General features: G+C 55.2%; 23 protein-coding genes. 12 read left to right on the plus strand and 11 right to left on the minus strand.

Annotation, left to right across the window (positions count from 1 at the left end; translation table 11 throughout):
- The first annotated feature begins 215 nt into the window (after positions 1-215).
- Complete coding sequence (gene argH, locus ACYVHX_RS13090; protein ID WP_460672097.1) at positions 216-1,580, plus strand: argininosuccinate lyase; 1,365 nt, start codon at positions 216-218, stop codon at positions 1,578-1,580.
- A gap of 106 nt (positions 1,581-1,686) precedes the next feature.
- Here the strand turns inward: argH and ACYVHX_RS13095 are convergent, their stop codons facing one another.
- From ACYVHX_RS13095 to ACYVHX_RS13105, 3 genes are all read right to left on the minus strand, one after another.
- The gene (locus ACYVHX_RS13095) at positions 1,687-2,130 is read right to left on the minus strand and encodes a DUF1801 domain-containing protein (protein ID WP_460672098.1); all 444 of its coding nucleotides are present in this window, start codon (positions 2,128-2,130) and stop codon (positions 1,687-1,689) included.
- Between the two features lie 531 nt (positions 2,131-2,661).
- Positions 2,662-3,522: an SMP-30/gluconolactonase/LRE family protein gene (locus tag ACYVHX_RS13100; RefSeq protein ID WP_460672099.1), complete on the minus strand. Its 861-nt coding sequence runs from the start codon at positions 3,520-3,522 to the stop codon at positions 2,662-2,664.
- Between the two features lie 94 nt (positions 3,523-3,616).
- The gene (locus tag ACYVHX_RS13105) at positions 3,617-4,861 is read right to left on the minus strand and encodes an MFS transporter (protein WP_460672100.1); all 1,245 of its coding nucleotides are present in this window, start codon (positions 4,859-4,861) and stop codon (positions 3,617-3,619) included.
- Between the two features lie 111 nt (positions 4,862-4,972).
- On the opposite strand from ACYVHX_RS13105, the gene ACYVHX_RS13110 reads away from it, so the two are divergent.
- Positions 4,973-5,641, plus strand: a complete 669-nt coding sequence (locus tag ACYVHX_RS13110) for a phosphoribosylanthranilate isomerase (RefSeq protein WP_460672101.1) — start codon at positions 4,973-4,975, stop codon at positions 5,639-5,641.
- 70 nt (positions 5,642-5,711) lie between these two features.
- On the opposite strand, the gene ACYVHX_RS13115 is transcribed toward ACYVHX_RS13110, so the two are convergent.
- Together ACYVHX_RS13115 and ACYVHX_RS13120 are read right to left on the minus strand one after the other, a co-directional pair.
- Positions 5,712-6,146, minus strand: coding sequence for an Hsp20/alpha crystallin family protein (locus ACYVHX_RS13115; protein ID WP_460672102.1), 435 nt, complete (start codon positions 6,144-6,146; stop codon positions 5,712-5,714).
- Between the two features lie 362 nt (positions 6,147-6,508).
- Positions 6,509-7,279, minus strand: a complete 771-nt coding sequence (locus ACYVHX_RS13120) for an AMP nucleosidase (RefSeq protein WP_460672103.1) — start codon at positions 7,277-7,279, stop codon at positions 6,509-6,511.
- A 105-nt stretch (positions 7,280-7,384) separates the two neighbouring features.
- On the opposite strand from ACYVHX_RS13120, the gene ACYVHX_RS13125 reads away from it, so the two are divergent.
- Positions 7,385-7,828, plus strand: coding sequence for a type I restriction enzyme HsdR N-terminal domain-containing protein (locus ACYVHX_RS13125; protein WP_460672104.1), 444 nt, complete (start codon positions 7,385-7,387; stop codon positions 7,826-7,828).
- Between the two features lie 141 nt (positions 7,829-7,969).
- Positions 7,970-9,166 (plus strand): hypothetical protein, encoded by a 1,197-nt coding sequence (locus ACYVHX_RS13130; RefSeq protein WP_460672105.1) that lies wholly within the window; start codon positions 7,970-7,972, stop codon positions 9,164-9,166.
- A 69-nt stretch (positions 9,167-9,235) separates the two neighbouring features.
- Here the strand turns inward: ACYVHX_RS13130 and ACYVHX_RS13135 are convergent, their stop codons facing one another.
- The 4 genes from ACYVHX_RS13135 to ACYVHX_RS13150 all read right to left on the minus strand — a co-directional run bounded on the left by ACYVHX_RS13135 (position 9,236) and on the right by ACYVHX_RS13150 (position 13,049).
- Positions 9,236-9,895, minus strand: a complete 660-nt coding sequence (locus ACYVHX_RS13135) for a YceI family protein (protein ID WP_460672106.1) — start codon at positions 9,893-9,895, stop codon at positions 9,236-9,238.
- Between the two features lie 62 nt (positions 9,896-9,957).
- Entirely contained in the window at positions 9,958-10,419 is a 462-nt protein-coding gene (locus tag ACYVHX_RS13140; RefSeq protein WP_460672107.1) for a MarR family winged helix-turn-helix transcriptional regulator, read from the minus strand.
- A gap of 139 nt (positions 10,420-10,558) precedes the next feature.
- A complete protein-coding gene (locus tag ACYVHX_RS13145) occupies positions 10,559-12,508 on the minus strand; it encodes a hypothetical protein (protein ID WP_460672108.1) in 1,950 nt (649 codons plus the stop codon).
- A 13-nt stretch (positions 12,509-12,521) separates the two neighbouring features.
- The gene (locus tag ACYVHX_RS13150; RefSeq protein WP_460672109.1) at positions 12,522-13,049 is read right to left on the minus strand and encodes a GNAT family N-acetyltransferase; all 528 of its coding nucleotides are present in this window, start codon (positions 13,047-13,049) and stop codon (positions 12,522-12,524) included.
- Between the two features lie 84 nt (positions 13,050-13,133).
- Here ACYVHX_RS13150 and ACYVHX_RS13155 point away from each other — a divergent pair, with 84 nt between their 5' ends.
- From ACYVHX_RS13155 to ACYVHX_RS13180, 6 genes are all read left to right on the plus strand, one after another.
- Positions 13,134-13,727: a Maf family protein gene (locus tag ACYVHX_RS13155; protein ID WP_460672110.1), complete on the plus strand. Its 594-nt coding sequence runs from the start codon at positions 13,134-13,136 to the stop codon at positions 13,725-13,727.
- Positions 13,728-13,737: 10 nt separating this feature from the next.
- Positions 13,738-14,625 carry a Nif3-like dinuclear metal center hexameric protein gene (locus ACYVHX_RS13160; RefSeq protein ID WP_460672111.1) on the plus strand — a complete coding sequence of 296 codons (888 nt, stop codon included), beginning with the start codon at positions 13,738-13,740 and terminating at the stop codon, positions 14,623-14,625.
- 55 nt (positions 14,626-14,680) lie between these two features.
- Positions 14,681-15,151, plus strand: a complete 471-nt coding sequence (moaC, locus tag ACYVHX_RS13165; protein ID WP_460672112.1) for a cyclic pyranopterin monophosphate synthase MoaC — start codon at positions 14,681-14,683, stop codon at positions 15,149-15,151.
- On the plus strand, positions 15,129-15,761 hold the full coding sequence (locus ACYVHX_RS13170) for an NTP transferase domain-containing protein (RefSeq protein ID WP_460672113.1): 633 nt from the start codon (positions 15,129-15,131) through the stop codon (positions 15,759-15,761). Before moaC ends, ACYVHX_RS13170 begins: the two co-directional genes overlap by 23 nt.
- Positions 15,762-15,799: 38 nt before the next feature.
- Complete coding sequence (locus ACYVHX_RS13175; RefSeq protein WP_460672114.1) at positions 15,800-16,276, plus strand: nucleoside deaminase; 477 nt, start codon at positions 15,800-15,802, stop codon at positions 16,274-16,276.
- 80 nt (positions 16,277-16,356) lie between these two features.
- Entirely contained in the window at positions 16,357-17,019 is a 663-nt protein-coding gene (locus tag ACYVHX_RS13180; protein WP_460672115.1) for a thiamine diphosphokinase, read from the plus strand.
- On the opposite strand, the gene ACYVHX_RS13185 is transcribed toward ACYVHX_RS13180, so the two are convergent.
- Positions 17,016-17,828 (minus strand): polysaccharide deacetylase family protein, encoded by an 813-nt coding sequence (locus ACYVHX_RS13185; protein ID WP_460672116.1) that lies wholly within the window; start codon positions 17,826-17,828, stop codon positions 17,016-17,018. The two genes, ACYVHX_RS13180 and ACYVHX_RS13185, sit on opposite strands and share 4 nt — an antisense overlap.
- A 49-nt stretch (positions 17,829-17,877) precedes the next feature.
- A complete protein-coding gene (porU2, locus tag ACYVHX_RS13190) occupies positions 17,878-21,252 on the minus strand; it encodes a putative type IX secretion system sortase PorU2 (RefSeq protein ID WP_460672117.1) in 3,375 nt (1,124 codons plus the stop codon).
- Between the two features lie 292 nt (positions 21,253-21,544).
- On the opposite strand from porU2, the gene ACYVHX_RS13195 reads away from it, so the two are divergent.
- Both ACYVHX_RS13195 and ACYVHX_RS13200 read left to right on the plus strand, forming a co-directional pair.
- Positions 21,545-21,967, plus strand: a complete 423-nt coding sequence (locus ACYVHX_RS13195; RefSeq protein ID WP_460672118.1) for a PadR family transcriptional regulator — start codon at positions 21,545-21,547, stop codon at positions 21,965-21,967.
- Positions 21,968-22,005: 38 nt separating this feature from the next.
- Positions 22,006-24,564: a PspC domain-containing protein gene (locus ACYVHX_RS13200; protein ID WP_460672119.1), complete on the plus strand. Its 2,559-nt coding sequence runs from the start codon at positions 22,006-22,008 to the stop codon at positions 24,562-24,564.
- Positions 24,565-24,686: the final 122 nt, after the last annotated feature.

The following is a 24,686-nucleotide window of genomic DNA, read 5'->3' on the forward strand; positions in this document are numbered from 1 at the left end:
GAAGGCTTACCTATGGATAACCCCGGGTGCAACCCGGGACTTCCGGATACTGTCCATACGCTGGTCGCTGTCCTCACTTCCCGGATTGTACCCGGGATTATCCACAGGCAAGTCCTGCGGACTTGCGGTGTGCCGGGACGACGGTTTTTAGCGATTGGGTTCATTAGTCCGGCAGAACGCTTACTTTTGCCGCTTCCACTGACTTTGTTACGCTCTTGAAACTCTGGCAAAAATCATCCGGCAATTCTGAATCCCAAGCCACCGAATCCACGGCGGCCGACAAAATTGAACGATTTACGGTCGGGCGCGACCGCGAGATGGATCTCTACCTCGCCCCGTTCGACGTGCTGGGCAACCTCGCCCACGCCACCATGCTCGAAACCATCAACCTGCTTTCGAAGGATGAATTGGGGAGGATGAAGGAGGAATTGAAAAGCATTTATCAACAAATTCAAGCGGGAGACTTTGTGATTGAGGAGGGCGTGGAAGACGTCCATTCGCAGGTGGAACTGATGCTGACGCGGAAACTGGGCGACGTTGGCAAGAAAATTCACAGCGGCCGGTCGCGGAACGATCAGGTCCTGGTCGATCTGAAGCTCTTCACCCGCGACCGGCTCTGGCAAGTGGCGGAGGCCGTTCACCGGGTTTTCGACCGGCTGATTGCCCGTTCGGAGCAACACAAAGCGGATCTGCTGCCGGGCTACACGCACCTGCAGATTGCCATGCCGTCGTCGTTTGGCCTCTGGTTCGGGGCGTATGCCGAGGCCCTGGCCGACGACCTGCTGACGTTGCAAACGGCGTTCCGGCTGGCCAACCGTAACCCGCTCGGTTCGGGCGCGGGCTACGGTTCGTCGTTTCCGCTCAACCGCACACTGACCACCGACTTACTGGGTTTTGAAGGGATGCACGTCAACGTGGTTTACGCGCAGATGAGCCGTGGAAAAACCGAGCAAACCGCCCTGACGGCGCTGGCCGCCGTGGCCGCAACGCTTTCCCGAATGGCCATGGACATCTGCCTGTACAACAGCCAGAACTTTGGTTTTCTGACCCTGCCCGACGCCCTGACGACCGGTTCGAGCATCATGCCGCACAAGAAAAATCCGGATGTGGCCGAACTGCTGCGCGCCAAAACCAACCGCCTGAAAGCCCTGCCGATGGAAGTGACGCTGGTGATGAGCAACCTGCCGTCGGGCTACCACCGCGACATGCAGATTCTGAAAGAGATTCTGATGCCCGCTTTTGAGGAGTTGCTGGATTGCCTGCAAATCACGAATTTTATGCTGGAAAACATTCAGGTGAAAACCGGGCTGCTCGCCGATCCGAAATACGATCTGCTGTTCAGCGTCGAGCGGGTGAATCAGCTGGTGTTGCAGGGCGTTCCGTTCCGGGAAGCCTACCTGATCATCAAATCCGAAGTCGAAGAAGGGACCTACCAAGCCCCGCGCGACCTGCACCACACCCACGAAGGCAGTCTTGGCAACCTGGGCAACGACCAGATCGTGCGTCACATGGATGCGGTTTTGCAGGGATTCGGTATCGAGAAAATGCAGCAAGCCGTGGAGCAGTTGCTGAAGCGGTAATGCGTTGGAAATCGGTACCGGGTGGTTCTACGATTCCTGAACGCTCAGGGTAACTTCTGAAAAAACCGTACGGACCAAACCGGGAAGTCCGCCAATCGGCGGTGTCTCAATTTGAAATATTATTTTTTCTTGTAGCCTCGACCCCATACCGGATTGCCGCTTCAAGCACCTGACTGTTTATATCCTTTAGCCTTTTGAACGTAATGCAGTAGCCACTCACGCTTGCCTTGCCGAGTGTTTCTCCATAGGTCTGAGCCAGGTAGTTCTTATCTTCAATACCAAGGATATAAACTGAAATTCCGCTGGTGTTGGCACTGATGCCAATTTGATAAAATGCTTTGGTTTTTCCATCTGCATAGGTGATGGTGCGGGATCCATAGCCTATACTGGGGTTTGAAACCGTTTTATTTTCATTGTTTTTACCATCCAGGAACCAGACTTGACAGGCTGGCAGTATTTGCAGAATCATCTGATGCAACGCTTGCAGGTCGCTGCGTTTTGGTTCAGGCAGGCTTGCCAAATAGGTTTCGATTTGTTCCTGTATGCTCATGTCAGGTAGTGTCTCAGTCTGAAAATTTCCCTACCAATCCTTTTCCTATTTGCCTCGGTTTTTTGGGGCTTCGATTAGGGCAAATCCGGCTATTTCAGCTATTGACACCGGACTATTAAAAAAATATTGCAATGCTGTTATTTGTAGTGCTGTTTCGAGCACTGTTTCTGTTTTTGCTGGTTACGGTAGACGTCTTAATTTATTTTGTCTTACCCAACCCTTTGAAGAAATGGCTTTGGTTACTCCATGCCGCTATATGCTTCGTGCTTGTAGTCGGTAACACTTTAGGAGGGCATTGGAGTAAAGCTTTGTATTTGTCTATAGGTATGATCCTGTTTCTTATCTTTTGGTATATACAAAAGATAAGAAACTGAGACACTACCTTATATCAAATAATCCATTAGCGGTTCCTGCGGGGTGACATCAAAGCCAATAGGGTATGGTATCTGAACGTTAAACACTACTGGATGAAACGGAAATCGCCTGCTAAAACCGCAAAAGGGGCCGAATTCGGCCCCTTTTGCGGTTTTGTTATTCCAGCCGGTAGGCGACTAACTTGTTCTTGAAAAACGTCGGGACCACCACCAGCTTCTTGCCGGGGACATACGTGATATCGGCCGAATTGACCTTCTCGCTGCGCGTGTCGAGCAGTTGCTGCTTCTGTCCGTCGGGCGTGATGTAGAAAAGCCGCCCGTTCCAGTCGGAGACAATGTAATCCTTCCCGACGGCCACAATTCCATCCGTGTTGGCCATGCCATCCGCCAGCTTGGTCAGTTTTTTGGTGGCAACGTCGAGCGATTGCAAAGCTCCGATTTTGGTGCTGCCCACCATCAGCGTTTTCGTACCAACCGCCAGCAAACCGTTTGGATTGTTAATGTCCCCGCCGTCGATCCAGGCTTCCCATTTATCGTCTTTCAGGCGGTAAATTTTATTGTTCCGGTTATCGGAGACGTAAACCGTTCCCTGTTTATCAATCGCCACATCGTTCAGATAGGCTTTTTTGTCGGCCGCATCCCAGGTTTGTTCGGCTTGTCCGTTCGCCAAATTAATCGCAATCAGCCGGTACACGTCCGTGACGTACAGCCGGTTTTTGTGGATGCCCATGCCCTTGGGAGCGTTCAGGCCCGTGGTCCACTTGAGGTTTTCAATTTTGCCATCAAGCGTCACTTTCGAGATAAAACCGTCGCCATCCAGCGAATCGCCTTTTCCGACGATGTTGGCGACATACAGCACATCCCCTTTCGGATCGTATAAAACCGACTCCGGAACGCGCAGCGTCGAGTCGGTTTCCCAGACTTTAACCAGTTTCTTTTCTTTCTTCGGCGAGTCAAAAGCCGAGAGGGTAACGGCCAGGAGCACACTGCCGCTCAACAGGAGGTTTAATAGACGCATGATTCGATAGCAGATGGATTTACGCTTTTCTCCCGTAAGTAACGACACACACCGCGTTATTCCTACCCTTCACCCGGTTTGTTACCGAGGAGACTCAGCTCAACCGAACCGCGAACAATTCCCGGGAATTATAATACACGTAAACCACAACCAGCAAGGTGATGAACCCGCCCAGCGCCACCGACGGAACCACCCCCAGCAGCCGGGCCGCCACGCCCGATTCGAACGCGCCGATCTCATTCGAGGAACTGACAAAGATGCCGTTGACAGCCGCCACCCGGCCCCGCATGTGATCGGGCGGAAAAATTTGCAGAATCGTATTCCGGATCACCACACTCACACTATCGAACGCGCCCGTCAGGAACAGGGCCACTACCGACAGCCAGAACCAGGTCGAAAACGCAAACACCAGCGAGAAAATGCCGAAACCGAGCACGGCAATGAGCATGTTTCGCCAGGCGTTGTGCGTGGGCGGAAACCGGGTCAGGAACAGCATGGTGCCGATGGCGCCAACGGCCGGAGCCGCCCGCAAAATTCCGAGTCCCTGAGCACCCACTTTCAGAATGTCTTCGGCAAAAATAGGCAGCATGGCCACCACCCCGCCGAACAAAACCGAAAACAAATCCAGCGAAATGGAGTACAGAATGATCTTGGTTTTAAAAACAAACCGGATGCCTTCCTTCAGGCTGTTCCAGAGGCTGGCCTGCGCTCCCTCCAGCACCGGAACCGGTTTTTTCTTAATCATCGAAATCAGCACCAGACAGACCAGCAGCAGTCCGACAACGACCAGCAGGGAATTGTCCAGCCCGAGCCAGACATACAGAAAACCGGCAATGCCCGGCCCGACAATGGCCCCGGCCTGCCAGAACGACCCGCTCCAGGTGGAGGAGTTGGCGTATAACTCGCGCGGAACCAGAAACGGTTTCAGCGACGAACTCGTGGGTGAATAAAAGCCTTTGGCGGTACCGATCAGCACCAGCACGCCGTAAATAACCGTTAACTGGGCGGTTTTTGAAAGGTGAGCCACCACCGAGGGCTGAAAAACGAGGTACAGAATCACCGACCCCAGAATGATGACCGAGAGACTGATTTGCAGAATGGAGCGCTTCTCCCGCCGGTCGGCCAGGTGCCCGCCAAAAAGCGAGAGCGCAATGAACGGCAGGGCTTCGGCCAGTCCGACAAAGCCCAGCGCCAGCGGATCGTGGGTCATCTTGTACAGCTCATAACCCAGAATTACTTCCTGAATCAGAAGCGTGGCCGTAATCAGAAAACTATTGGCAGCAAAAAAGCGAAATTCGGAGTAGCGAAGCGAAGCGTAGGGATCATTCGGTGTATTCATACCACAAAAATAACGGTTCAATCAGGAATCTGCTGCTAATAAAGTCCAACCGTGATTTCTTTGTTCAGTAAATTGCCCTTATAACCAGCCAATCCGTTGAATTAATTTACCATGCGCGTAAAAATCTGTTGCATCAGCAGCGTCGAGGAAGCCCGAATGGCCGTCGATGCCGGGGCGTCGGCCGTCGGCTTGGTCGGACGGATGCCCAGCGGACCGGGGATCATCGGCGATGAGCTCATTCGCACCATTGCCCAAACCGTACCTCCGCCGGTAGCGACGTTTCTGCTCACCAGCGAGCCCACCGCCGAAGCCGTCATCGAACACCAGCGCCGGGTGCTGACCAACACCGTCCAGCTCGTCGATGCGCTGCCGCCGGGCAGTTACCGGGTTTTACGGGCCGCCTTGCCGGGGGTTAAACTGGTGCAGGTGATTCACGTGCTGGACGAGCTGAGCATCGACGAAGCGCTGGCGTCGGCCGACGCAGTGGACGCGCTGCTGCTCGATTCGGGCAACCCGAAGCTGGCCGTGAAGGAACTCGGTGGCACCGGCCGGCGGCACGACTGGGCGCTGAGCCGCCGGATTGTGAACCAAAGCCGGGTGCCGGTTTTTCTGGCGGGTGGTCTAAAACCGGAAAATGTCCGGCAGGCCATTGACACCGTGCAACCGTTCGGGCTGGACCTGTGCAGCAGCGTTCGGACGGACGGAAAACTGGACGCCGGAAAATTAAATGATTTTTTCCGAGAACTCCGCACCCACGGCCTGCCGGGGGGCCCCGCGTAGGGCATGGGTACAAAACATAAAAAACCCCGATCCAAACGAATCAGGGTTTCTTTCTATGCGTCTACTAACCTTACGCTACTTCAATTTGTTTGGGTTCAACCACCGGTTTTTCAACTTTCGGCAGGTTGATTTTCAAAATACCGTCGGAATAGGCGGCTTGAATTTGCTCGTTGTTGACGTTCTTCGGTAAGCGGAAGCTCCGCTCGAAAGAAGTGTAGCTGAATTCTTTACGGGTAAAGTTTTCGGCTTTTTCTTCGTTCGACTCTTCCAGCTTGGCCGAGATGGTCAACTGGTTGTTGTTCAGGCTGATTTTGAAATCTTCTTTCTTTAAACCGGGAGCGGCCAACTCGATGTGGTAAGCCGTTTCGTCTTCCTTGATGTTGGCAGCCACCGCTGAGCTACCGGTTTTGGTGATGGCCGGGGTGTGGAACGGACGACCTAATTCACGGGCTACAAAATGATCGAAGAAAGAAGGCAATTGGTTGTATTGAACTAAAGTTCTCATGGCTTTTATGTTGATTAGGTTTTTGATTTCGTGACTACGCTAACCTACTATTCAACTTATGTACCAATTCAAAAACTCAACCAAAATGCGCCATTTTGTCACTAAAAATTAATTTCCCGAATTATTTAAGACATTTTGTCAGTTATCATAGCTCGTTTTGTCAGAAGAGGGTAAAACTGCCCGCCAATCCGGTAGCCAATGGCAGAATTACGATTGATAGTTCAGGAGAAAACCGCCGTTCATTCGCCTTGGCGCCACGCCACCAGGCCGTAACTGAATTTTGCTGAGGTCTACACAAAGGAGAAAAGAAAAAGCAAGAGATCAACCCGTTCTCCTTCCTCCCCTCCTCTTTCTTCCTCCTTTTATTCAAACCTCAGATGTTTGACGGATTCGCCGGAGGTGGCGAGTTCGCGCAGCGAGTCGATGCCAATCTGGAGGTGTTTTTCGACGAACAGGCCCGTCACCCGTTTATCGCTTTCTTCGGTTTTGACGCCCTCCGGGACCATCGGATTGTCCGATACCAGCAACAGCGCGCCGTGCGGAATGGAGTTGGCAAAACCGACGGTGAAAATCGTGGCGGTTTCCATGTCAATGGCCATCGCCCGGATTTCGACCAGGTAATTTTTGAACGCTACGTCGTGCTCCCAGATGCGCCGGTTGGTCGTGTAAACCGTACCGGTCCAGTAATCCAGTTCGTGTTTTTTAATCATGGACGAAACCGCCCGTTGCAGGCGAAATGAGGGCAAAGCCGGTATTTCGGGGCGCAGATAATCGTTGCTGGTTCCGTCGGCCCGGATGGCGGCAATCGGCAGAATCAGGTCGCCCACCAGCGTTTTTTTCAACCCTCCGCATTTGCCCAGAAACAGCACGGCTTTGGGGCTCACGGCCGTCAGCAAATCCATGACCGTGGCCGCCATGGCGCTCCCCATGCCGAAATTGATGATCGTGATGTTATCGGCAGTGGCCGTTTGCATGGCCCGGCCCAGACCGTGAATTTCCACCTCGAATTTTTGCGCAAACAGCTCGACGTAATTGATAAAATTCGTCAATAGGATGTATTCACCAAATTGTTCGATGGGGGTACCGGTATAACGCGGCAGCCAGTTTTTGACAATTTCCTCTTTCGTTTTCATTTCAATAAGGAGGAAGGGATGACAGGAGGAAAAGAAAATGGAACGAGTGGGAATATTTTTCCGGCCTCCCTTCTTCCTTTCCTCCTTCCATCCTTATTTTTGGTAATGGAATCGTTAAACCTACCGGTTTTTGAGTACAATACGAAGCAGGTCGACGGGAAACCGTATATTTTCGACGTGTTGCGGAAGAAATACGTGCTGATTACGCCGGAAGAGTGGGTGCGGCAGCATATCGTGCATTTGCTGCTGAACCAGTACAAGTATCCAAAAGCCCTGATCCGGATGGAAGGCGGTTTGAAGCTGAACCAGCTCCGGAAACGAACGGACATTCTGGTGTTCGACCGCGTGGGCAAACCGTTTCTGCTCGTCGAGTGCAAAGCCCCGCAGGTTGCGGTCAGCCAGCAGGTTTTTGATCAGATTGCCCGCTACAACCACGTTCACCAGGCACCCTACATCGTCGTTAGCAACGGACTGACGCATTTCTGCTGCTGCGTGGATTACCAGCTCAATACCGTTGATTTTCTGGACGATCTGCCCCGGTTTGCCTAGTGGACCGCCCGTTCAGTCCAGACGCATTCGTTTCGATAAACAATAATTGCTACCAAAATCCAACGAATCATTTACTCCCGGGGTCAACGTTAAACCCGGCCCGGGGAAAGGGGTCAAAAGGGCAAAAATCGACGTTGCGTTATGGGTCGCCTGCTTGTGTTTCTCGGTATCATCGCCATTGGGCTGAGCGCGTGCAGCAGTGGCAAAACCGCCCTTAAGCGGGGTAATTTTGATCTGGCGGTCAAAAAAGCATCCCAACGACTTCACCAGCCGCGCGGCCCCTTCAAGCGGGGGTATGAGACGGCTCCCCGGGTCCTGAAAGAAGCTTTCGTTCACGCCTATAACCAGCACCAGACCGCCATCCGGCGGCTCTCGTCGGCCCCGTCAACCGATCCCCGGCAACCCGGTTTTTTTCGGTGGGAAACCGTGTTTCAGGAATATGCCCAACTGGAAGCCCTGACGAACAACGCCCGGCGCGGATTCGTCCAGCAATGTCCGGCCTGCGCGGAGTGGCTGGCCGCTTACCCGGTTTCGTATACCGACCGGCAGAACGAAGTGCGTCAGCTGGCCGCAGCCGACCGCTATCTGGTGGCCGAACAGGCGTTTTCGTACCGCGAAGACGATCGCCTGGCGGCCAAAGAGGCTTACCTCAACTACCGAAAAGCCCTGGATTGGGTAGCCGATTACCGGCAGTCCTACGCCAAGTCCGAGGAAGCCCTGCCGTTTGCCATTCTGCGGGTCGTGATCGAACCCCTCAGCCCAAGCCGCGAAATCAGTTCCGGAAAAAACCAGGAATTGGAGCGGCTTATTTTCCGGCAGATCGAGCGGAACACCGCGCCGTCTCCCTTTGTCCGGCTTTACCCGCCTGACGAACAGGCCGGAGACGGTTTTCTGATTCACCAGGCCGTGCAGATGCAGGTGACCGATTATTCGCCCTTCAGCGAAACGCTTTCTTCTTCATCCACCACCATCTACAGCAACCAGACCTATAAAGTAGGCGAGAAAAAAATCAACGATTCGACCAAAGTTGACGTCATGGAAAAAGTCAGTGGCACGCTGACCACCCACCGCCGGGAGATCCGCGCCGGACTGGACTTGCGGATGCGGGCGCTGGATACGCAAACCGGAAACGTGTTGTGGGAAGAACCCGTGTGGGAAAGCCGGAACTGGGTGACGGAATGGCAAACCTTCAGTGGCGACGACCGGGCGCTCAACGGCAGTTCGCTCAAAAGCGCCGATCCTTTTCCGCCCTCCCGCTGGCAACTTTACGACAGCCTGCGCGACGAACTGGCTTACGACGTCGCCCGGCGACTGCAAGCGAAGTACGCCCGTGACTAGGACAGGGCATAAAAAAACCGCACCCCGATAATCCGGAGCGCGGTTGTTGATGAAGTGTGCTGGAAAAACTTACTTCGCTTTAACCGAAGAAGCGTTATCGGACGTTGCGACAATATTCATATCGACGGTAAAATCATCATAGATCACTTTGTCGCCCAGGTTGTCGAAGAACGATTTCGACCCGTATTTGATTTCGTATTTCGCGCGGTTGATCGTGGCTTTTCCCGTGGCCGTCAGCGTGTTACCGGCAACATTGACCGTTACCGGGAAGGTGGCCGGATGGGTGATTCCTTTGATCGTCAGATCGCCGGTTACGTCCGCCGTGTTGCCGCTGCCCGCTTTTACTTTCGTAATTTTAAAGGTCGCAACCGGGTGTTTGGCTACCGAGAAGAAATCATCCGACTTGAGGTGATTGATCAGCTTGTCGTGGTATTCTTTGTTGTCTTTCAGGTCGGTGCTGGTCATGGTCCGCAGGTCGATGGAAACCAGGCCGCCGGTCAATTTGCTACCGTTCAGGGTCAGATACCCTTTCTCGGCTTTCACCGGACCCGTGTGCTCACCCGTTACTTTTTTGCCGTTCCAGGTCAGGACACTCTTATCGACATCGATGGTATACGTCGTCGTTTTGGCTACATTTTTTTTCGCGCCGTTTTCAACACCATTCGCTGCTACCGGATTACTAACCGCCGTGGCAATGGCCAAAAATCCTACTAAAATTTGCTTGTACATGAGATTAAAATTTGGGTAAACTGATTATTAAACGTGGGATTATGTATTCGATGTAAGATTTGCTATTCCGACGATCCGCGGAGTTTGTCCAGCAGGCGGTTCAGTTCATCGGCTTCCTCTTCGGTGAGGTTATGAAACCGCTTTTCCCACTGGTTCTGGTGGTGATCCATGATTTTCAGCAGATCCAGCCCTTTCTCCGTGATCACCACATCCACCGCCCGGCGGTCATTCGGGCACTCGGTGCGCTGGGCCAGTTCCTTCGCCAGCAGTTTATCAACCAGCCGCGACGCATTCGACATTTTGTCCAGCATCCGCTCCGTAATATCGGCCACTTTAACCGGGTTGGGGTGCTGCCCGCGCAGAATCCGCAGCACGTTGTATTGCTGGATGGTCAATCCGTACGGCTTCAGTAAATGCATCTGTTCGTCGCACACCCAGCCGTTGGTATACATCAGGTTAACCGTCATCCGGTGATAGGCTGACCTGAAGGCGGTAGATTGTTTGATATCATTCTCGATTGGCATTGTCATTGGTGCTACAAAGGAGCGGCTTTGTCGGTTTAGCAGTAAAACTACGATTAAACCACCAATTACCAGTTCCTGTTAACGTTGCAAATATAGTGTCTATACATTTAATGTAACAACACTAAACCAATAAAAAGTTTCAGCGGTACGGAATTATTTCGGGAGCCGAGATGGCGAAGTCGCGGAAACGGGCCGTTGGGGAGCCTTCGAACCCAAACCGCAGGGGCGCGGAATTGCCCGGAATGTTCGGGTACCACACCAGCCGGATCTGAAAACTGTTGAAGGTCAGGTTTTCGTTCCGGAGCCGAAACGCCAGGCCGTAGCCCTGGTACAAGGGCCCCTGAAACAGTTTTCGGGTCTGGTAACTCACCAGCCCCAAATTGACATAGGTGACGATGGCCACCCGAAAACCGACAATGTTCAGGCGGGAGAAGAGAATATTTTCGATGTTGGTCAGCAACAGCCGGGTGCCACGCAGGTTGTCGTTGTTGATTCCCAGCCGCTCACGCCCGCTGAGCGTCACGTATTCGTTGCTGAACCGCTGCGCCCCCATTGTATACCGGAGGTTGATAAAATGCCGCCAGTTGCCCCAGTTTGTCGTTCGCAGGGGTGTGAAATAACTCGACTCGAAGGCCAGGACCCCCTGCTCCAGGTCGTTTTTATTCCGCAAAAAACCGCCGATGTTCAAGGCTCCGTACAGATACCCGAACGATTCCAGGTAGTGCGCCTTGGAATATTTGAACCCCAGGTACGTCCGCTGACCCAGTTCGGCATTGTCGTAGCCGGCCACCAGGGCCGCCAGACTGCCGTAAGGAACGTCCTCCGTCCGGCCAAACCCGTAAATCAATACGTCGCGGGCGTAGCGACGGCGCGACAGACCGATGCTGAACAAAGAAGCATTGGTGTTCTGAAACAACTGATTGGTGTCGGCCCGAACATCCGGACGGCTCGTGAAAGCCAGGCGCGTAAACCGGGCGGCTACCACCAGCCGCGTCCGGTCGTCGCCCTCGCCCAGAAAACTGAAGAAAGGCTTGAACGCGTACCCCGCCCAGACATCGTTGTAGTAATACCCCAGTTTGGTGAGCTGGGCGCTGTCCTCCGAAAAAACCGTGTAGCGCGGAAACCGGTTGTAGCTCAGTTCCGCCGAACCGGCCCACTTCGTATCCGGCGTCAGAAACGGCCGGTAAAACCGCAGCGCATACTGCTTCAGGTCCCGGGTTTCAATGACGTCGGCCTGCCCCGTGAAAAAGGTTTTTCCAATGTACGGAATGACGTACCGCCCCCGGTATTCGACTTTCTGGAACGGATCGTCGGCATTGTAGTATACCTGATTGGAAAAGGTGTGGGTCAGCCCCCGGAAATTTCGCTGTTCCAGCCGCAGGTCGAACCGGTTGAAACCGCCAAGGCTGCCGGAAGGCAGTAACGACCAGACATCCTGGGTGATGACGTACACATCGACAAACCCCTGGCTGTTGCCGTGGGGCACCACAATGATCCGGGCATCGTGAAAAACGTTGGTGTTCCGCAATAGCCGCTCGTTGTCGCGCAGCGTATCCGGACTCACGCGGTCGCCCTCTTCAAAAAGCAGAAACGACCGCCGGATGACGCCCTCGCGGGTGTCGGCGTGCAGCCGGTTGGCCACCCGCTCAAACCAGCTTCGGGGCTTTCGCAGCGTGTCGTAGACGCTCGGCCCGAAAACCTCCAGCCGGCGGATGTAAATTTTATTGATGATCCGACCCTGATACGGCGAAAACGGATTGATTTCGATTTCGTTGACGTCCCCCGTTTTCAGGCGGCTGTTGTACATATCGTGAAAAAGCAACCGGTGCAGCTCCCGCGTGATCCGGCTTTTGTACATTCGCTTTTTCAGGTTCGTGTAAAACGTGCTGTCGCGCACCGCCAGCGCACTGTCGCGGGCGGATTTGGCCAGCGAGTCCGCAATGGTCAGCGAATCGGCTTTGGTGTTCGGAACCGGAATTTTAATTTCCTGCGCCCGCAAAACCGAACCCGTCAGCACCAGCCAGAAAACCGTCAGCCAGCCCACCCGCAAGGCGGACGCGGTTTGGGAACCCATCGGCTGGCTATTCATGCATTTCACGCAACTATACGTCTATTTTCATCCAATAATCTCGCTGCCGCTCGGGGCCAAACTGAAAATAATGCCAGCCGCACCGCTGAAAACCCAGTTGTTCATAAAACCGGATGGCTCTGACATTCCGCTCCCAAACGCCCAGCCAGACGGTTTTGTAGCCCTCCAGCCGGGCCTGTTCCAGACAATGGTTCATCAGCAATTTTCCCAACCCTTTCCCGATCTGATCCGCTGCCACGTAAAGACGCTGAATTTCGATGGCGTGTTGCCCTTTTAGCTGGCGCGGAGGGCGGTTTTTAACCAGCTTGGCGTACCCGATCAAGTCCGGTTCCGAATCGACGAGCACGAAAAACCGGTTTTTGGTGTCCAGCAACTCCCGCCGGGTCTGTTCCGTCGAAAATGCGCTTTTTATATACGCGTCAACCAGTTCGGCCGGATTGTGGGGCGGCCCAAACGCTTCCCGCATCGTCCGGATCGCCAGCTCCGTCAGGCTTCCGGCGTCGTCCAATCCGCCGGATCGGATCTGAAAGGGTGTTTTCAAGACCGTTTAGTTCTTATGTTTGCAGTGAAAAGACACGGTTGCCCCGTAAACAGTTTAAAGTATACGCATTTTTTTTGAGAAACCATGCAATTGAACCGCTCCCTGGTGCTGGCTTCCAATTCGCCCCGGCGGCACCAACTGCTGCGCGAAATGGGTTGTACGTTCCGCGTTGAAGTCCGGCCCACCGACGAAACCTTCCCGGCCGACCTGCCCGTTGCGGAGGTTCCGGCCTTTCTGGCCCGTCAGAAAGCCGACCGTTTCCGCGCCGACCTGGGCGATCAGCTGGTGCTGTGCGCCGATACAATTGTGGTGGTCGACACCGATATTCTGAACAAACCGGCCGATGCCGCCGAAGCGGGCCGGATGCTCCGGCGGCTGGCGGGCCGGTCGCACCAGGTGATGACGGGGGTCTGTTTGCTGTCGGCCGAAGAAACCGTCTCGTTCACCGACATCGCGACGGTTTTTTTCAATCCGCTGGACGATTACGAGATCGATTCGTACGTCGAACACTACCGTCCGTTCGACAAAGCCGGCGCCTATGGCGTTCAGGAACCCATCGGCATGATCGGCATCCAGCGCATCGAAGGGTCGTTTTATACCGTTATGGGTCTCCCCGCCCACCGCGTTTACCAGGCGCTGAGGAGGTACGAGGTCCGTGTTCCGTCTTTCAACAGATGATTTCAACCCGATGACTACCGACCACCCAACCCGTCGCACGTTTCTCAAGGCCACCCTGGGGCTGACAATGGCCCCCGTTATCTGGCCGTCCGGCCCGCCCGCGCTCTCGGCGGGTCAGGTGATTGACCGCATTAAAACCCAGGTAGGGATTCCCTGGCGGGAACAGACCGTCGACAACCTGATTGCCGGCACCCGGGAGATTCCCGTTAAAGGCATTGCGGTTACGATGATGGCCACGCTGGCGGTCCTGCAGCGGGCAGCCGCCAAAGGGCTTAATCTGGTGATTACCCACGAACCGACGTATTATTCGCACCAGGACCGCACCGAGCCGATATTGCAGGATCCGCTCTACCAGCTCAAGCGCGATTTTATCCAGCAGCATGGGATGGCGGTTTTTCATTTTCACGATCACTGGCACGGACGCCGTCCCGACGGCATTGCCACCGGCATGATCCGGGAACTGGGCTGGGCGAAGCATAACGACCCGCAAAATCCCCGGCTGTTTACGTTTCCGGAAACCCCGCTGGCGCGTTTTGCGCAAGGCATTGCTTCCAAACTGGACATCCAGACGATGCGCGTCGTGGGCGATCCGCAGTTGCCGGTTCAGCGGGTGATGGCCAGTTGGGGCAACATCAGCCTGATGCCCGGCATTCCGTACCTGGCGCAGGCCGACGTGCTGGTGGTTGGCGAAACCCACGAATGGGAGCTGGTGGAATATGTGCAGGATGCCATTACCTCCGGCCAGAAAAAAGCGCTGATCATTCTGGGGCATCTGGTTTCCGAACAGGCCGGGATGAAGTACTGCGCCGAGTGGCTGAAGGAATTTGTATCCGAAGCCCCCGTCGAGTTCCTGGCAGCCGCCGAACCGTACTGGCGTCCCGGTCGCCCCGCCAAATAACCGCCGGACGACCCCTGCATCTGTTCATTCTTAACGCATCCCGCTTCCCATCCTTATGTTTACTCATCTTGATTCGAAAGGCAACCCGGCCATGGTTGATGTCGGCGACAAAGCCGTCACCCGGCGGGTAGCCCGCGCCCGGAGCACCGTGGTACTGAACGACGAAATCATGCAACACCTGCACGGCGAGGATATTCAGACCAAAAAAGGCCCGGTTTTTCAGACCGCCATCCTCGCCGGCACGATGGCGGCCAAACGGACCGCCGACCTGATTCCGCTTTGCCACCCGCTCGGGCTGGACAGTTGCAAATTTACCGTCACCACCGCCGGAAACGAAGTCATCATTGAATGCACCACCGCCCTGGAAGCCAAAACCGGCGTTGAGATGGAAGCGCTGGTGGGCGCGTCGGTGGCCGCGCTCACGGTTTACGACATGTGCAAAGCCTTTTCGCACGATATTGTCATCAAAGAAACCCGCTTGCTGGATAAAACCGGCGGAAAACATGACTTTCACCAGTCCGCCTGAATCCCGCCCGCCCCTGAACGGGCTGGTGCTGGCCGGTGGCCGCAGCACCCGCATGGGCGTGGACAAAAGCACCATCCCGTACCACGGAAAACCGCAGTATGAATACCTGTACGATCTGCTGGCGACCCACTGCGAAACCGTTTACCTGTCGGTGAACGCCGGTCAGGCCCGCCAGTTGGCCCGAAGCCGGTTTCAGTTGCTGGAAGATCGTTCGTCCGTGGCGGGGCCGCTGGCCGGTATTCTGACGGCGTTTCAGCATCAGTCCGAAAACCGCCTGACTTCGGCGGCCTGGCTGGTGGTGATGTGCGATCTGCCCCTGCTGTCCGAGCAATCCATCCGAAAACTGGTTTTGAATCGAAACCCGGACAACCTGGCGACGGCCTTCTGGGATAGCGATCACCGGTTTCCGGAACCGTCGGTCTGCATCTGGGAGCCGGCCGCTTACCCGGCCATGCTTCGGGCCATCGACGAAGGGACGCCCTTCCCGCGCACCATTTTGATGAGCAACCCCATTGATTTGCTCGAAATTGAGCAGGTGACTGAACTAACCAATGTGAACACACCCGAGGAGGTAACTGTTATCCAACAAAGTTTGAAAACCGGTCCCTAAAACCGCTCAGGTCCGGGCGAACCGGCGGTTTATCGATTATGAATCAGCAAGACACTACGTTTTTGCGGGAAGCCATCCGGCTCGCCAAAGAAGGCGCCCAAACCGGACAGGGTGGGCCTTTCGGGGCGGTTGTGGTCCGAGAGGGTCAGATTGTGGGTCGGGGCTGCAACCGGGTGACTTCAACCAACGACCCCACGGCCCATGCCGAAGTGGTGGCCATCCGTGATGCCTGCCAACACCTGCAAACGTTTCAGTTGACGGGTTGCACTCTGTACACCTCCTGCGAACCCTGCCCAATGTGTCTGGGGGCTATTTACTGGTCGCGGCCCGAACGCGTCGTGTTCGGTTGCCGGCATTCGGATGCCGCCCGGGCCGGTTTCGACGATCATTTTATTTACCAGGAACTGGAAAAACCGCTCGATGCCCGCCAGATTCCGATGCACCAGCACCTGCGCGACGAAGCCTGGACGGTTTTTGAAGACTGGCTGACTAACCCGGATAAACTCAATTATTAAAAATGGTGATGCCTGAACGATGAATTCTGCCTGCGTAAGCCATTCATCGTTCATCATTCATACACCATCATTCCCTTGCTATGTCTTCTCATCACATTGTACGCGATAAACAGGAACCGGCTTTGCTGATTGCCAACGGCGAAAGCTGCGATCCGGAGTTGCTGGGGCAGTTGCTCGAATGGAACCCGTTCGTGGTGGTGCTCGACAGTGCCATCTGGCGGGTGCTGGAGCTGGAAATTAAAGTGGATGCCCTGCTGGGCGATTTCGACCACCCGCCGGATTTCGACCTGATTCGGGAGCGGCAGTATCCGATTGAAATCATTCACACGCCCGATCAGATCAAAACCGATCTGGAAAAAGGCATTGATTTTCTGATCGAGCGGGGGTTTCCGGCGGTCAACATTGCGTGGGCCACCGGGCGCCGGGCCGATCATACGATCACCAACCTGACGAGCATCGCCCGGTATAAGGACCAGATCAAGATTGTCATGGTCGATGATTATTCGAAGATCATTCCGTTAACCGGCGTTTTCGAGAAATGGTACGTCAAGGGCACGCCCATTTCGCTTATTCCGGTGGGCACCGTCGGCGGAATCGTCACCACCGGCCTGAAGTACAACCTGAATGACGAAACCCTGACCCTGGGCTACCGCACGGGCAGCAGCAACGAAGCCGCCAAAGACGGTTTTGTGACAATCCGCTACCGAACCGGCGATTTGCTCCTGATGGAGTGTTGGGACTAAAGCTGGTCCCGGCCGGCCACTTCGTTCATCGTATACGAAGCCAGGCCGAGGTCCTGCGCGGTTTTGAACAGATGCTCGATCAGGGCCACGTCGGTTCCGATCGGATTGGATTTATCACCTCCCGATTCGGGTTTGTGGCCGTAGAAAAGGACGATTTCCCCGTTTTCCCTGGCCCGGCTTAAGGCCTGCGTAATGTGGTTTTTCGTGACGCCACTCTCGTTATCGATGGTCAGGGCTTTCAGTCGTTTCTGGGGTGACCCGTTGCAATAAATGGCATCGGCCAGCGTAATCGGTTCGTCCAGATGCAGGCCGAGAAGGGTATGGCGCAGGGCGTAAATATCGCGGGTCAGCTCAAAGTGTTTTTCCAGTCGGGGTTCCACCAGCGCATGATTGGCCCCGTACGGATAGGCAAAGGTGCGAATGTCAAAACCGAGTTCTTCCAGATGCTCGACCGACGGGTGAATTTCGTGCTGCATGTACGCATCAACGGTGTTGGTTTTCAGAAAATCGTGAACATCGACATGCCGAAAACCGTGGCTGCCAATTTCGCAGCCAGCTGCCTGTAAATGGCGGAGTTTCCGGATTTCGTCGGCTTTTAACTGGTCGGACTGGGTGACGTAGAAGGTGGCTTTGGCGTTGTAGCGCCGGAACAGATCCCGGAGTTCGTACCACTCATGAACGGTTCGGTCATCGAACGAGAGCGCAAAACCGGGGCGCTCCAAGGGCTTGGCCTCCGGGCGGGCCGACTGCCAGACCGCAGCCGCAGTTCCGGCTACCAGCACAAGGGCCAGCAGCAGGATGAAACTCATCCGTTTATACATTCTTTCTTATTAATAGATTTGGTATTCGGGTACGCCACTAACGGTTCAATACCGCCTTTCCACTTTTTTGCCGGCCGTCGTTCAGGAACAGCCTGAACAGATACAGACCGTTGGGCAACTGAACTCCGCCCTGGTCGGTGCCATCCCAGCCAAAAACATTCTCCCCGACTCGAACCGCCTGGTGCAGCACCCGAACCACCTGTCCGTTCAGGCTGCAAACCACCAGGCGTCCCTCGCCCGGCGAGTTGCTCCCCGAAATGGTAAACCGGATCCGTGTGTGCGTTGAGAATGGGTTGGGGGTCGCCTGCACGACCGATAAACTGTCTCCGGTTTTTACCCGGAACTGAATCTCATAGGGTGTGGCCCCCGCCCGGTTGCCGCTCCCATCGGCCGCGTGCACCTGCAGGGTATAGTTGCCGTCGGTCAAATTCCGGGGCTGAAAATCCAGCACAAACCGGTTATCCGGTCCCGCCGGTTTCCAGCTTACTTCGGGGCTGTTCAGTGGCACGCGCTCCAAACCGCACGTTTCGCAGGGCCTTTTCAGCAGAACATTGATCCCTACCGTATCCTGACGAATCCGGTAGGGATCTTCATCCTGCAAAATAATACGGATCAAAGGATTCACCGGCACCAGCGCCCCCTGATTTATTATATGGTGGTCAAAGGTCACCGTCAGCAGCGGACTCAGCCGGTCGGGCGGAAACCGTTGCCCCGAATCCGGCAGCATGATCGTGTACTTCCCACCCTCCGGTTTCAGCTCGAAAACCAGCCCGTTGTTGCGTTCGTCCGACTCATCGACCCGGTTTTCGGGGTCCACCACCAGCTCAAACCGGCTTGCGGTTTTTGGCAGGGAATCGGGCTTGAAAGCATACCGGATTGTATCGCGGTACGCAATGGCGTCGTGAAGCTGGGTACCGAAGGATCGCAGCGTGCCGTCGGCCCCGCGCTGCCGAACCGCCAGGCCCACCTTCTGGCCGGGATTAAAACGGCCGCCGTTGGTTATTACCACGCTGAGCCGCACGGAATCGTTCTGCGCCCCTTGCGGAGAAACGCCCGAAGAAGTCAGGCTGAAATCCGGTTTTTGAATCGGGAACAGGCGCAAAACCGGGTCGCCCTGCAACACCATCTGTTGCGCATTCGAAATGTCGTAGGGCCCCCGGTATTTTTCCAGCACCCGACGGGTGGTTTCCTGCTGAATCAGACCAATGGATTGGTTCAGAAAAGCGCTGTCGGCAAACAGGGTCTGGTAAAACTGCTGGGTGTAAGTTTCGAGCGGACCGGCAAAACCCGAACCGCTATGGGCCAGAATCGCAATGGCGCCTTTGTCGGGCGTCAGCAGCCAATCGGTCGAAAGGTTGCTGACGGACCCGAAAAAGATGTTTCCAATGCCGCAGCCGTTGAAAAACATAAGTGGATAGCGCCCTTTGTTGCGGTAGCCGTAGGCCGGCTTGGAGGCATACCCAAAGTCCAGATCGGTGACAATGGGGGACGAATGCCCGAAAAATGTCATGAGCGATACCCCCGAATTGACCTTTTCGCTGACGTCGATGCGCTCGACGGGCTCGTCGGTTTCCTTGGCCCGATTGGTGATGTTGGCGCCCACGTACTGCCGCCGGGCGGTTTGGCCCACCTGATCCAGAATGCGCCGGAAGGTCGTGAGTTCAAATGCGGAATGGCCCCCGCTCAGGTGCAAAACCTCCTTGCGCCAGGGTTCATAAGCCGGTGTGCGCTCAAATTCCTTTACTTTTTCGAGGTACGCCAGAATTTCCGCCGGGTTAAGCGTGTTGATCCGCCCCGTCGGCATGGCCGGAACATTCGCCGGAAAGCCCGCCAATCCCTCGGTCAGCAACAGGTCCGAACCCGGCACATTGCCCACCGTCAGCACCAGATCCCGAAAATACTGGTCCGGGTGCGTCCGGTTGGGATAATAGGCGTTGGCGCGCCCGATCAGCAGCAGGTACCGGGTCGTGTCCGCCGATGCGGTTTTTCCGGTCAGCATATACTCGGCAAACCGCCGGATGGCCAGGGGGGTCCGTTCTCCGTAGCTGAACTGGTTGAGCAGTTGTTTCATGGTTACCACCAGCGTATCGAAACCGCCCCCGGCGGCCGAGGCCCGGTAAGCCGCGTATTCGTTCACGGGATTGGCGACACCCCCGACCGGTTTCATCAGTGCTTCGTGACTGACGATCAGATATTTGTGTTGAGCCGGATCGATTTTCCGAAAAACCGTACGCTCCAGCCGCAGGGGCGGTTGGGTTTCGGCACTCACCAAAATCCGGCGGGAAATTTCCGTATCCGTAACGACCAGTTTCAGCACGGTGCCCTCGCGAACCGCCGTCAGCCGACGCGGATTTCCGGGGTCCGTCAGGTCGTAAATCAGCGGATTGGCGGGCGCATCGGTCAGTTCCACGTACGACTTTCCGGCCGGGTTGGGCCGCAGATGCAGGGTTTGCCGGGTTAGGTTGGCCAGACTAAACGATTGCGGAAACCGCAGCCGGTAATAGCTGACGGAATACCGGTCGGTTTCGAACGGCCCGTGCGAGCGGGTCGACAGCCGCAGTTCGTTGGCCTGTGATACGGCAACCAGGGGAATTTCAACCGACAAGCGGGCGGTGCCGAACCATTCAAACTGCGTGCTGGCCAGGGGCGTAGGTCCCGGCGTCGTTCCCGTCAACAGATCGACCCGGTGCGTGGTATTGTCGCGTCCATTCAGCAATACCTCAATATGCGGTTTTTCGGGGGCGTTCCGGACCCAGCCCTCGAGCCGAAAGCTCCGGCTGACGACGCTGTCTTTTTTCAGCAGGGGACCGGTATACCCCTCCCCTTCCTCGAAAAACAGTTCGTCGGCCGACGGAAACGGCGAAGGCCCGCCGTTGGCCTGATTCGTGGAGATTTCAGCGGTCAAAACCGTAAGCTGTTCGGCGAGGTGATACGGTTCCGGCTGAAGTCCTTTTGAATCAGTAGCGGCAAAAACCGCCATTCGCTTACCCGGTTTTCCGTCGGTGCGCCAGGTCAGAAAATAAGCCGCCGTATCCGAATACAGACTGTAATACGGGTGCGGCTGCGCCCGCATGGGTCGGTAGAGCAGCGAGTCCTGGCGCCCGTCGTTGCGTTCACCGATGAATTCGAGGTAATCGTCCGCATCAAATTGATGGTCCGCTTCCCCGGCCACGTGGATCGCCAGTTCCTGCCCCCGGCGGAAAAGCTGGAACCCGACCGGATCGATGGCAGCCAGCGAAATACCGGCTTTCTGCAAATCGCTGGCCGTCAACCGGTAAATGCCAGCCTGGGTGACGGGAATCCGGTAATAGGTCTGGTTGTAACCAATCCATTCATTACCAAAACTTTTTGTTTGCGCTTTTATTTCTTGTGCAAACAAATAAATTAAAAAACAAAAGACAGTGATGCGCATTAGTCAGGTATCATTTTTACGGCTGGATAAATGTAAAAATAATTCTCTGATTCCTCCAAAATCTGCCGCTCAGCGCGCCATTTCTTCCGTTCATCATTCCGGTCCTGATTAATTTCCATAGTACCTTGCATCGCATAGTACCTTTTTGTACCTTTGAACTATCAAAACTGGAAAAGGTCAGGAGCTGATTGGGCACTTTGCCAGTAAACAACAACCGATGAACAACCGATAATGAACTCGATAAACTAATCAGCTCCGTCCTCCATCAACTCTTTTAACGTCATGCAGTGATATGAATATTGAAAATGCTCAGGTGCAAATGCGGAAGGGAATCCTGGAGTTCTGCATTCTGCACATCATCTCGCGGGGCGAAGTATACGCTTCCGACATGCTGGAGGAACTGACGTCCGCCCGCATCATGGTTGTGGAGGGCACGCTCTATCCCCTGCTCACCCGGCTCAAAAATGCCGGTTTGCTCGATTACAAATGGGTGGAATCCACCTCCGGCCCCCCGCGGAAATATTACCTGCTGACCGAAACGGGCCAGGCGTCACTGAAAGGGATGAACGATACGTGGCAGGAACTATCCGACTCGGTGAATTCGATTGTCAGTAAAACCGAAAAACACAAGGCAGCGACCAACGGATTGACCCTGGTTGAACCCCCGGTTTCGACCGCCAGCAACGACCCGGATTCGCCCACACCCGGAAACTGACCTAAACACATCACGACTCTTTCACACGCTTTTTTGCCATGAAAAAGACCATCAGTATAAATATAAGCGGGGTTATCTTCCACATCGAGGAGGATGGCTACGATAAATTAAAAGGGTATCTCACGTCGATTCAACACTACTTTTCGACCTACGAAGACAGCCAGGAAATTATTACCGATATTGAAAACCGGATTGCCGAAAAACTGCTTAATAAACTCAAAGTCGCGGAAAAGCAGGGCGAACCCCGCCAGGTCGTCACGCTGGACGATGTCAATGAGCTGATCCAGTCGATGGGGACCGTTGCCGATTTCGAAGCCATCGAAGAAGAAGACCTGATCGGCACCAGCTCGGCCAGTGCAAACCGTCCCCAATCGACTTTCGAATCCATTCCGCCGACGGGCGAAAGCCGCCAGCCGGGCCCCGGCAGTTTTGCGGGCAGCGGACCGGTGCCGCCCCGACCGGCGAATCAGCCCCCACGCAAGCTCTACCGGGATCTGCGCCGGAAAATTCTGGGCGGGGTCGCTTCCGGGATTGCCAATTATTTTAACATCGACCCGGTTTGGGTGCGGCTGATTTTCGTCACGCTCATTCTGGCGCTGCCGCCGTTCAGCGGAGTTTTCCACGGCAGTGGTGAGTTCTTCGGCAGTCTTTCCGGTTTTACGGTGGTGCTGTACATCGCCATGTGGGTCGCATTTCCGGGTTCCACCACCCTGGAAGACGACAAAAGCGTCAAGAAGTTTTACCGAAACCCCGACGATAAGGTGCTGGGCGGGGTCGCTTCGGGGATTGCCGCTTACTTCGGGACGGATGCCGGGGTGGTTCGCCTGCTGTTTGTCCTGACCATTTTTCTGTTCGGGACCGGTTTTCTGGCCTACCTCATTCTCTGGATCATTTCGCCACCGGCCAACACCCTGACCGAAAAGATGGAAATGCAGGGGGAGCCCATTACGCTCTCGAACATCGAGAGCAATATCAAGCGTGGCCTTGATATCAACGAAACTGCCGAAGAGGGTACACTCGCCAAAATCCTGCTGTTCCCGTTTCGAATGATTGCCATGATTTTCAACGGTTTAGGCAGCGCGCTGGGGCCGCTCGCCCGGGGGTTCATTTCGATCGTTCGGGTCCTGGCCGGGGTGTTTCTGGTGGTAGTCGGTTTTGGCATCATGATCGGCGCGCTGGGGGTGCTGGGTACGGTTTTCGGGTTGCAGGGCCTTAACTTCGGCGGCAGCGACATTCCCTACATGATTCAGCGAGAAATCTCTCCGCTGATGGTGCTGTCGGCGTTTATTACGGCTTTTCTGCCGGGTCTGGCCATCGCCATCCTGGGGATTATGGTCATCTCGCAACGGGCGCTGGTTACCACCGGTGTCTCCCTGACGCTGTTAGCGATCTGGTTTCTGGGACTGATCGGTTTAGGCGCCACGGTGCCGCGGCTGGTCAATGAATTCAGTCGGCGCGGAATTGTTGAAGAAACCGAGGTCATTCGGCTGCCGGCGGCTATTCCGACCCTGGATCTGAACGATCTGGACGACAATAACGGCGATTTCCACACCTCGATTGAACTGGAAGGTGCCGACGGAGCCGCCTGGCGGCTATCGAAACGGCTGGAGGCCCAGGGGCCAACCCGCCAGCAGGCTCAGCGCAATGCCAAGACGGTCATTTACAACTGGTCGGTAAAAGATTCGCTGGTAACATTTGACAACAGCTACGAAATCCAGTCGGGATCGCGTTTCCGGGGGCAGGATGTTGACGTGAAGGTTCTGATTCCGTACGAACGCCCGTTCCGCATGACCGAAGCCTTTGCGCGGCACATCCGCAACGAGTTTGGCGAGCAGGAAATCGAACGCATGAAATCCACGCTCTGGAAGTTCAGCAAGACCGACGGTCTGGTTTCCCTGACCCGCCCGCGCGAATTCAACGAAGACCGCTACCGGGAGGATTTCGATACGAACGACGCCATCGACGAAGTGCTTCGCAACGAACTGGGCGATGATTTCTTCAACAAAGGCGAGTACACCCGGCAGTTTGAAGTCACCAATTTTTCCAAAATCGACATCGGCGGAGCCTTTGCCGTACGGGTAAAACGGGGTGATTCGTACAAGGTTGTAGCCGACGGCCGGGAAGAAGACATTGACGACCTGCGGATTCGGGTCGAAAATGGCGAGTTGCACGTTGATTACCGCAATGAAGGAATGTTCAGGTTGAGCGATCGCCGTCGCATCGGAATCACCGTCACCATGCCCGATGTAAACTCCATCCACTACTCAGGTGCCACGCAGTCGATCATTACCGGTTTTGACTCCCTGGCGAATCTGGACGTTGACCTGAGCGGAGCCTGCAAAACGTTGATCGACATCAAAGTCAATCAGCTTGACCTTGACCTGACGGGCGCGTCGAAAGTCACGTTACGGGGCCGGGCCACCCGCCTGGACGCCCGCCTGACCGGAGCCTGCAAACTCGACGCAACGGCCATGACCGTCGGCAAAGCCGATGTCAACGCGGTGGGTGCGAGCAACGCCGAATTCGGAATAGTGGACGATCTGAGTTCTAAAACCACCGGCGCCAGCAGCGTCCACGGACCGAAAAACGAACAGTAATAGTTTTGACCCGACCGACTTTCGTTCGTCTTGTCTTAAAAAACGGACGAAAGCCGGCCGGGTCAGCATCAGGATGCAACGTTTTGGTTTCCCGGTGCATCTTTCCTTTACATTTCAACGAA

The sequence above is a fragment of the Larkinella ripae genome, from assembly GCF_054780775.1.

Bases quoted from the DNA above. Each gene is read 5' to 3' on its own strand.
- ACYVHX_RS13095 (WP_460672098.1), bottom strand. From the start codon at position 2,130: ATGAGCATACAGGAACAAATCGAAACCTATTTGGCAAGCCTGCCTGAA.
- ACYVHX_RS13105 (WP_460672100.1), bottom strand. From the start codon at position 4,861: ATGAATACACCGAATGATCCCTACGCTTCGCTTCGCTACTCCGAATTT.
- ACYVHX_RS13100 (WP_460672099.1), bottom strand. From the start codon at position 3,522: ATGCGTCTATTAAACCTCCTGTTGAGCGGCAGTGTGCTCCTGGCCGTT.
- ACYVHX_RS13155 (WP_460672110.1), top strand. From the start codon at position 13,134: ATGCAATTGAACCGCTCCCTGGTGCTGGCTTCCAATTCGCCCCGGCGG.
- ACYVHX_RS13125 (WP_460672104.1), top strand. From the start codon at position 7,385: ATGGAATCGTTAAACCTACCGGTTTTTGAGTACAATACGAAGCAGGTC.
- ACYVHX_RS13185 (WP_460672116.1), bottom strand. From the start codon at position 17,828: ATGAGTTTCATCCTGCTGCTGGCCCTTGTGCTGGTAGCCGGAACTGCG.
- ACYVHX_RS13200 (WP_460672119.1), top strand. From the start codon at position 22,006: ATGAAAAAGACCATCAGTATAAATATAAGCGGGGTTATCTTCCACATC.
- ACYVHX_RS13130 (WP_460672105.1), top strand. From the start codon at position 7,970: ATGGGTCGCCTGCTTGTGTTTCTCGGTATCATCGCCATTGGGCTGAGC.
- ACYVHX_RS13120 (WP_460672103.1), bottom strand. From the start codon at position 7,279: ATGAAAACGAAAGAGGAAATTGTCAAAAACTGGCTGCCGCGTTATACC.
- ACYVHX_RS13160 (WP_460672111.1), top strand. From the start codon at position 13,738: ATGACTACCGACCACCCAACCCGTCGCACGTTTCTCAAGGCCACCCTG.
- ACYVHX_RS13135 (WP_460672106.1), bottom strand. From the start codon at position 9,895: ATGTACAAGCAAATTTTAGTAGGATTTTTGGCCATTGCCACGGCGGTT.
- ACYVHX_RS13115 (WP_460672102.1), bottom strand. From the start codon at position 6,146: ATGAGAACTTTAGTTCAATACAACCAATTGCCTTCTTTCTTCGATCAT.
- ACYVHX_RS13170 (WP_460672113.1), top strand. From the start codon at position 15,129: ATGACTTTCACCAGTCCGCCTGAATCCCGCCCGCCCCTGAACGGGCTG.
- ACYVHX_RS13180 (WP_460672115.1), top strand. From the start codon at position 16,357: ATGTCTTCTCATCACATTGTACGCGATAAACAGGAACCGGCTTTGCTG.
- ACYVHX_RS13145 (WP_460672108.1), bottom strand. From the start codon at position 12,508: ATGAATAGCCAGCCGATGGGTTCCCAAACCGCGTCCGCCTTGCGGGTG.
- porU2 (WP_460672117.1), bottom strand. From the start codon at position 21,252: ATGCGCATCACTGTCTTTTGTTTTTTAATTTATTTGTTTGCACAAGAA.
- ACYVHX_RS13175 (WP_460672114.1), top strand. From the start codon at position 15,800: ATGAATCAGCAAGACACTACGTTTTTGCGGGAAGCCATCCGGCTCGCC.
- ACYVHX_RS13140 (WP_460672107.1), bottom strand. From the start codon at position 10,419: ATGCCAATCGAGAATGATATCAAACAATCTACCGCCTTCAGGTCAGCC.
- ACYVHX_RS13110 (WP_460672101.1), top strand. From the start codon at position 4,973: ATGCGCGTAAAAATCTGTTGCATCAGCAGCGTCGAGGAAGCCCGAATG.
- ACYVHX_RS13195 (WP_460672118.1), top strand. From the start codon at position 21,545: ATGAATATTGAAAATGCTCAGGTGCAAATGCGGAAGGGAATCCTGGAG.
- moaC (WP_460672112.1), top strand. From the start codon at position 14,681: ATGTTTACTCATCTTGATTCGAAAGGCAACCCGGCCATGGTTGATGTC.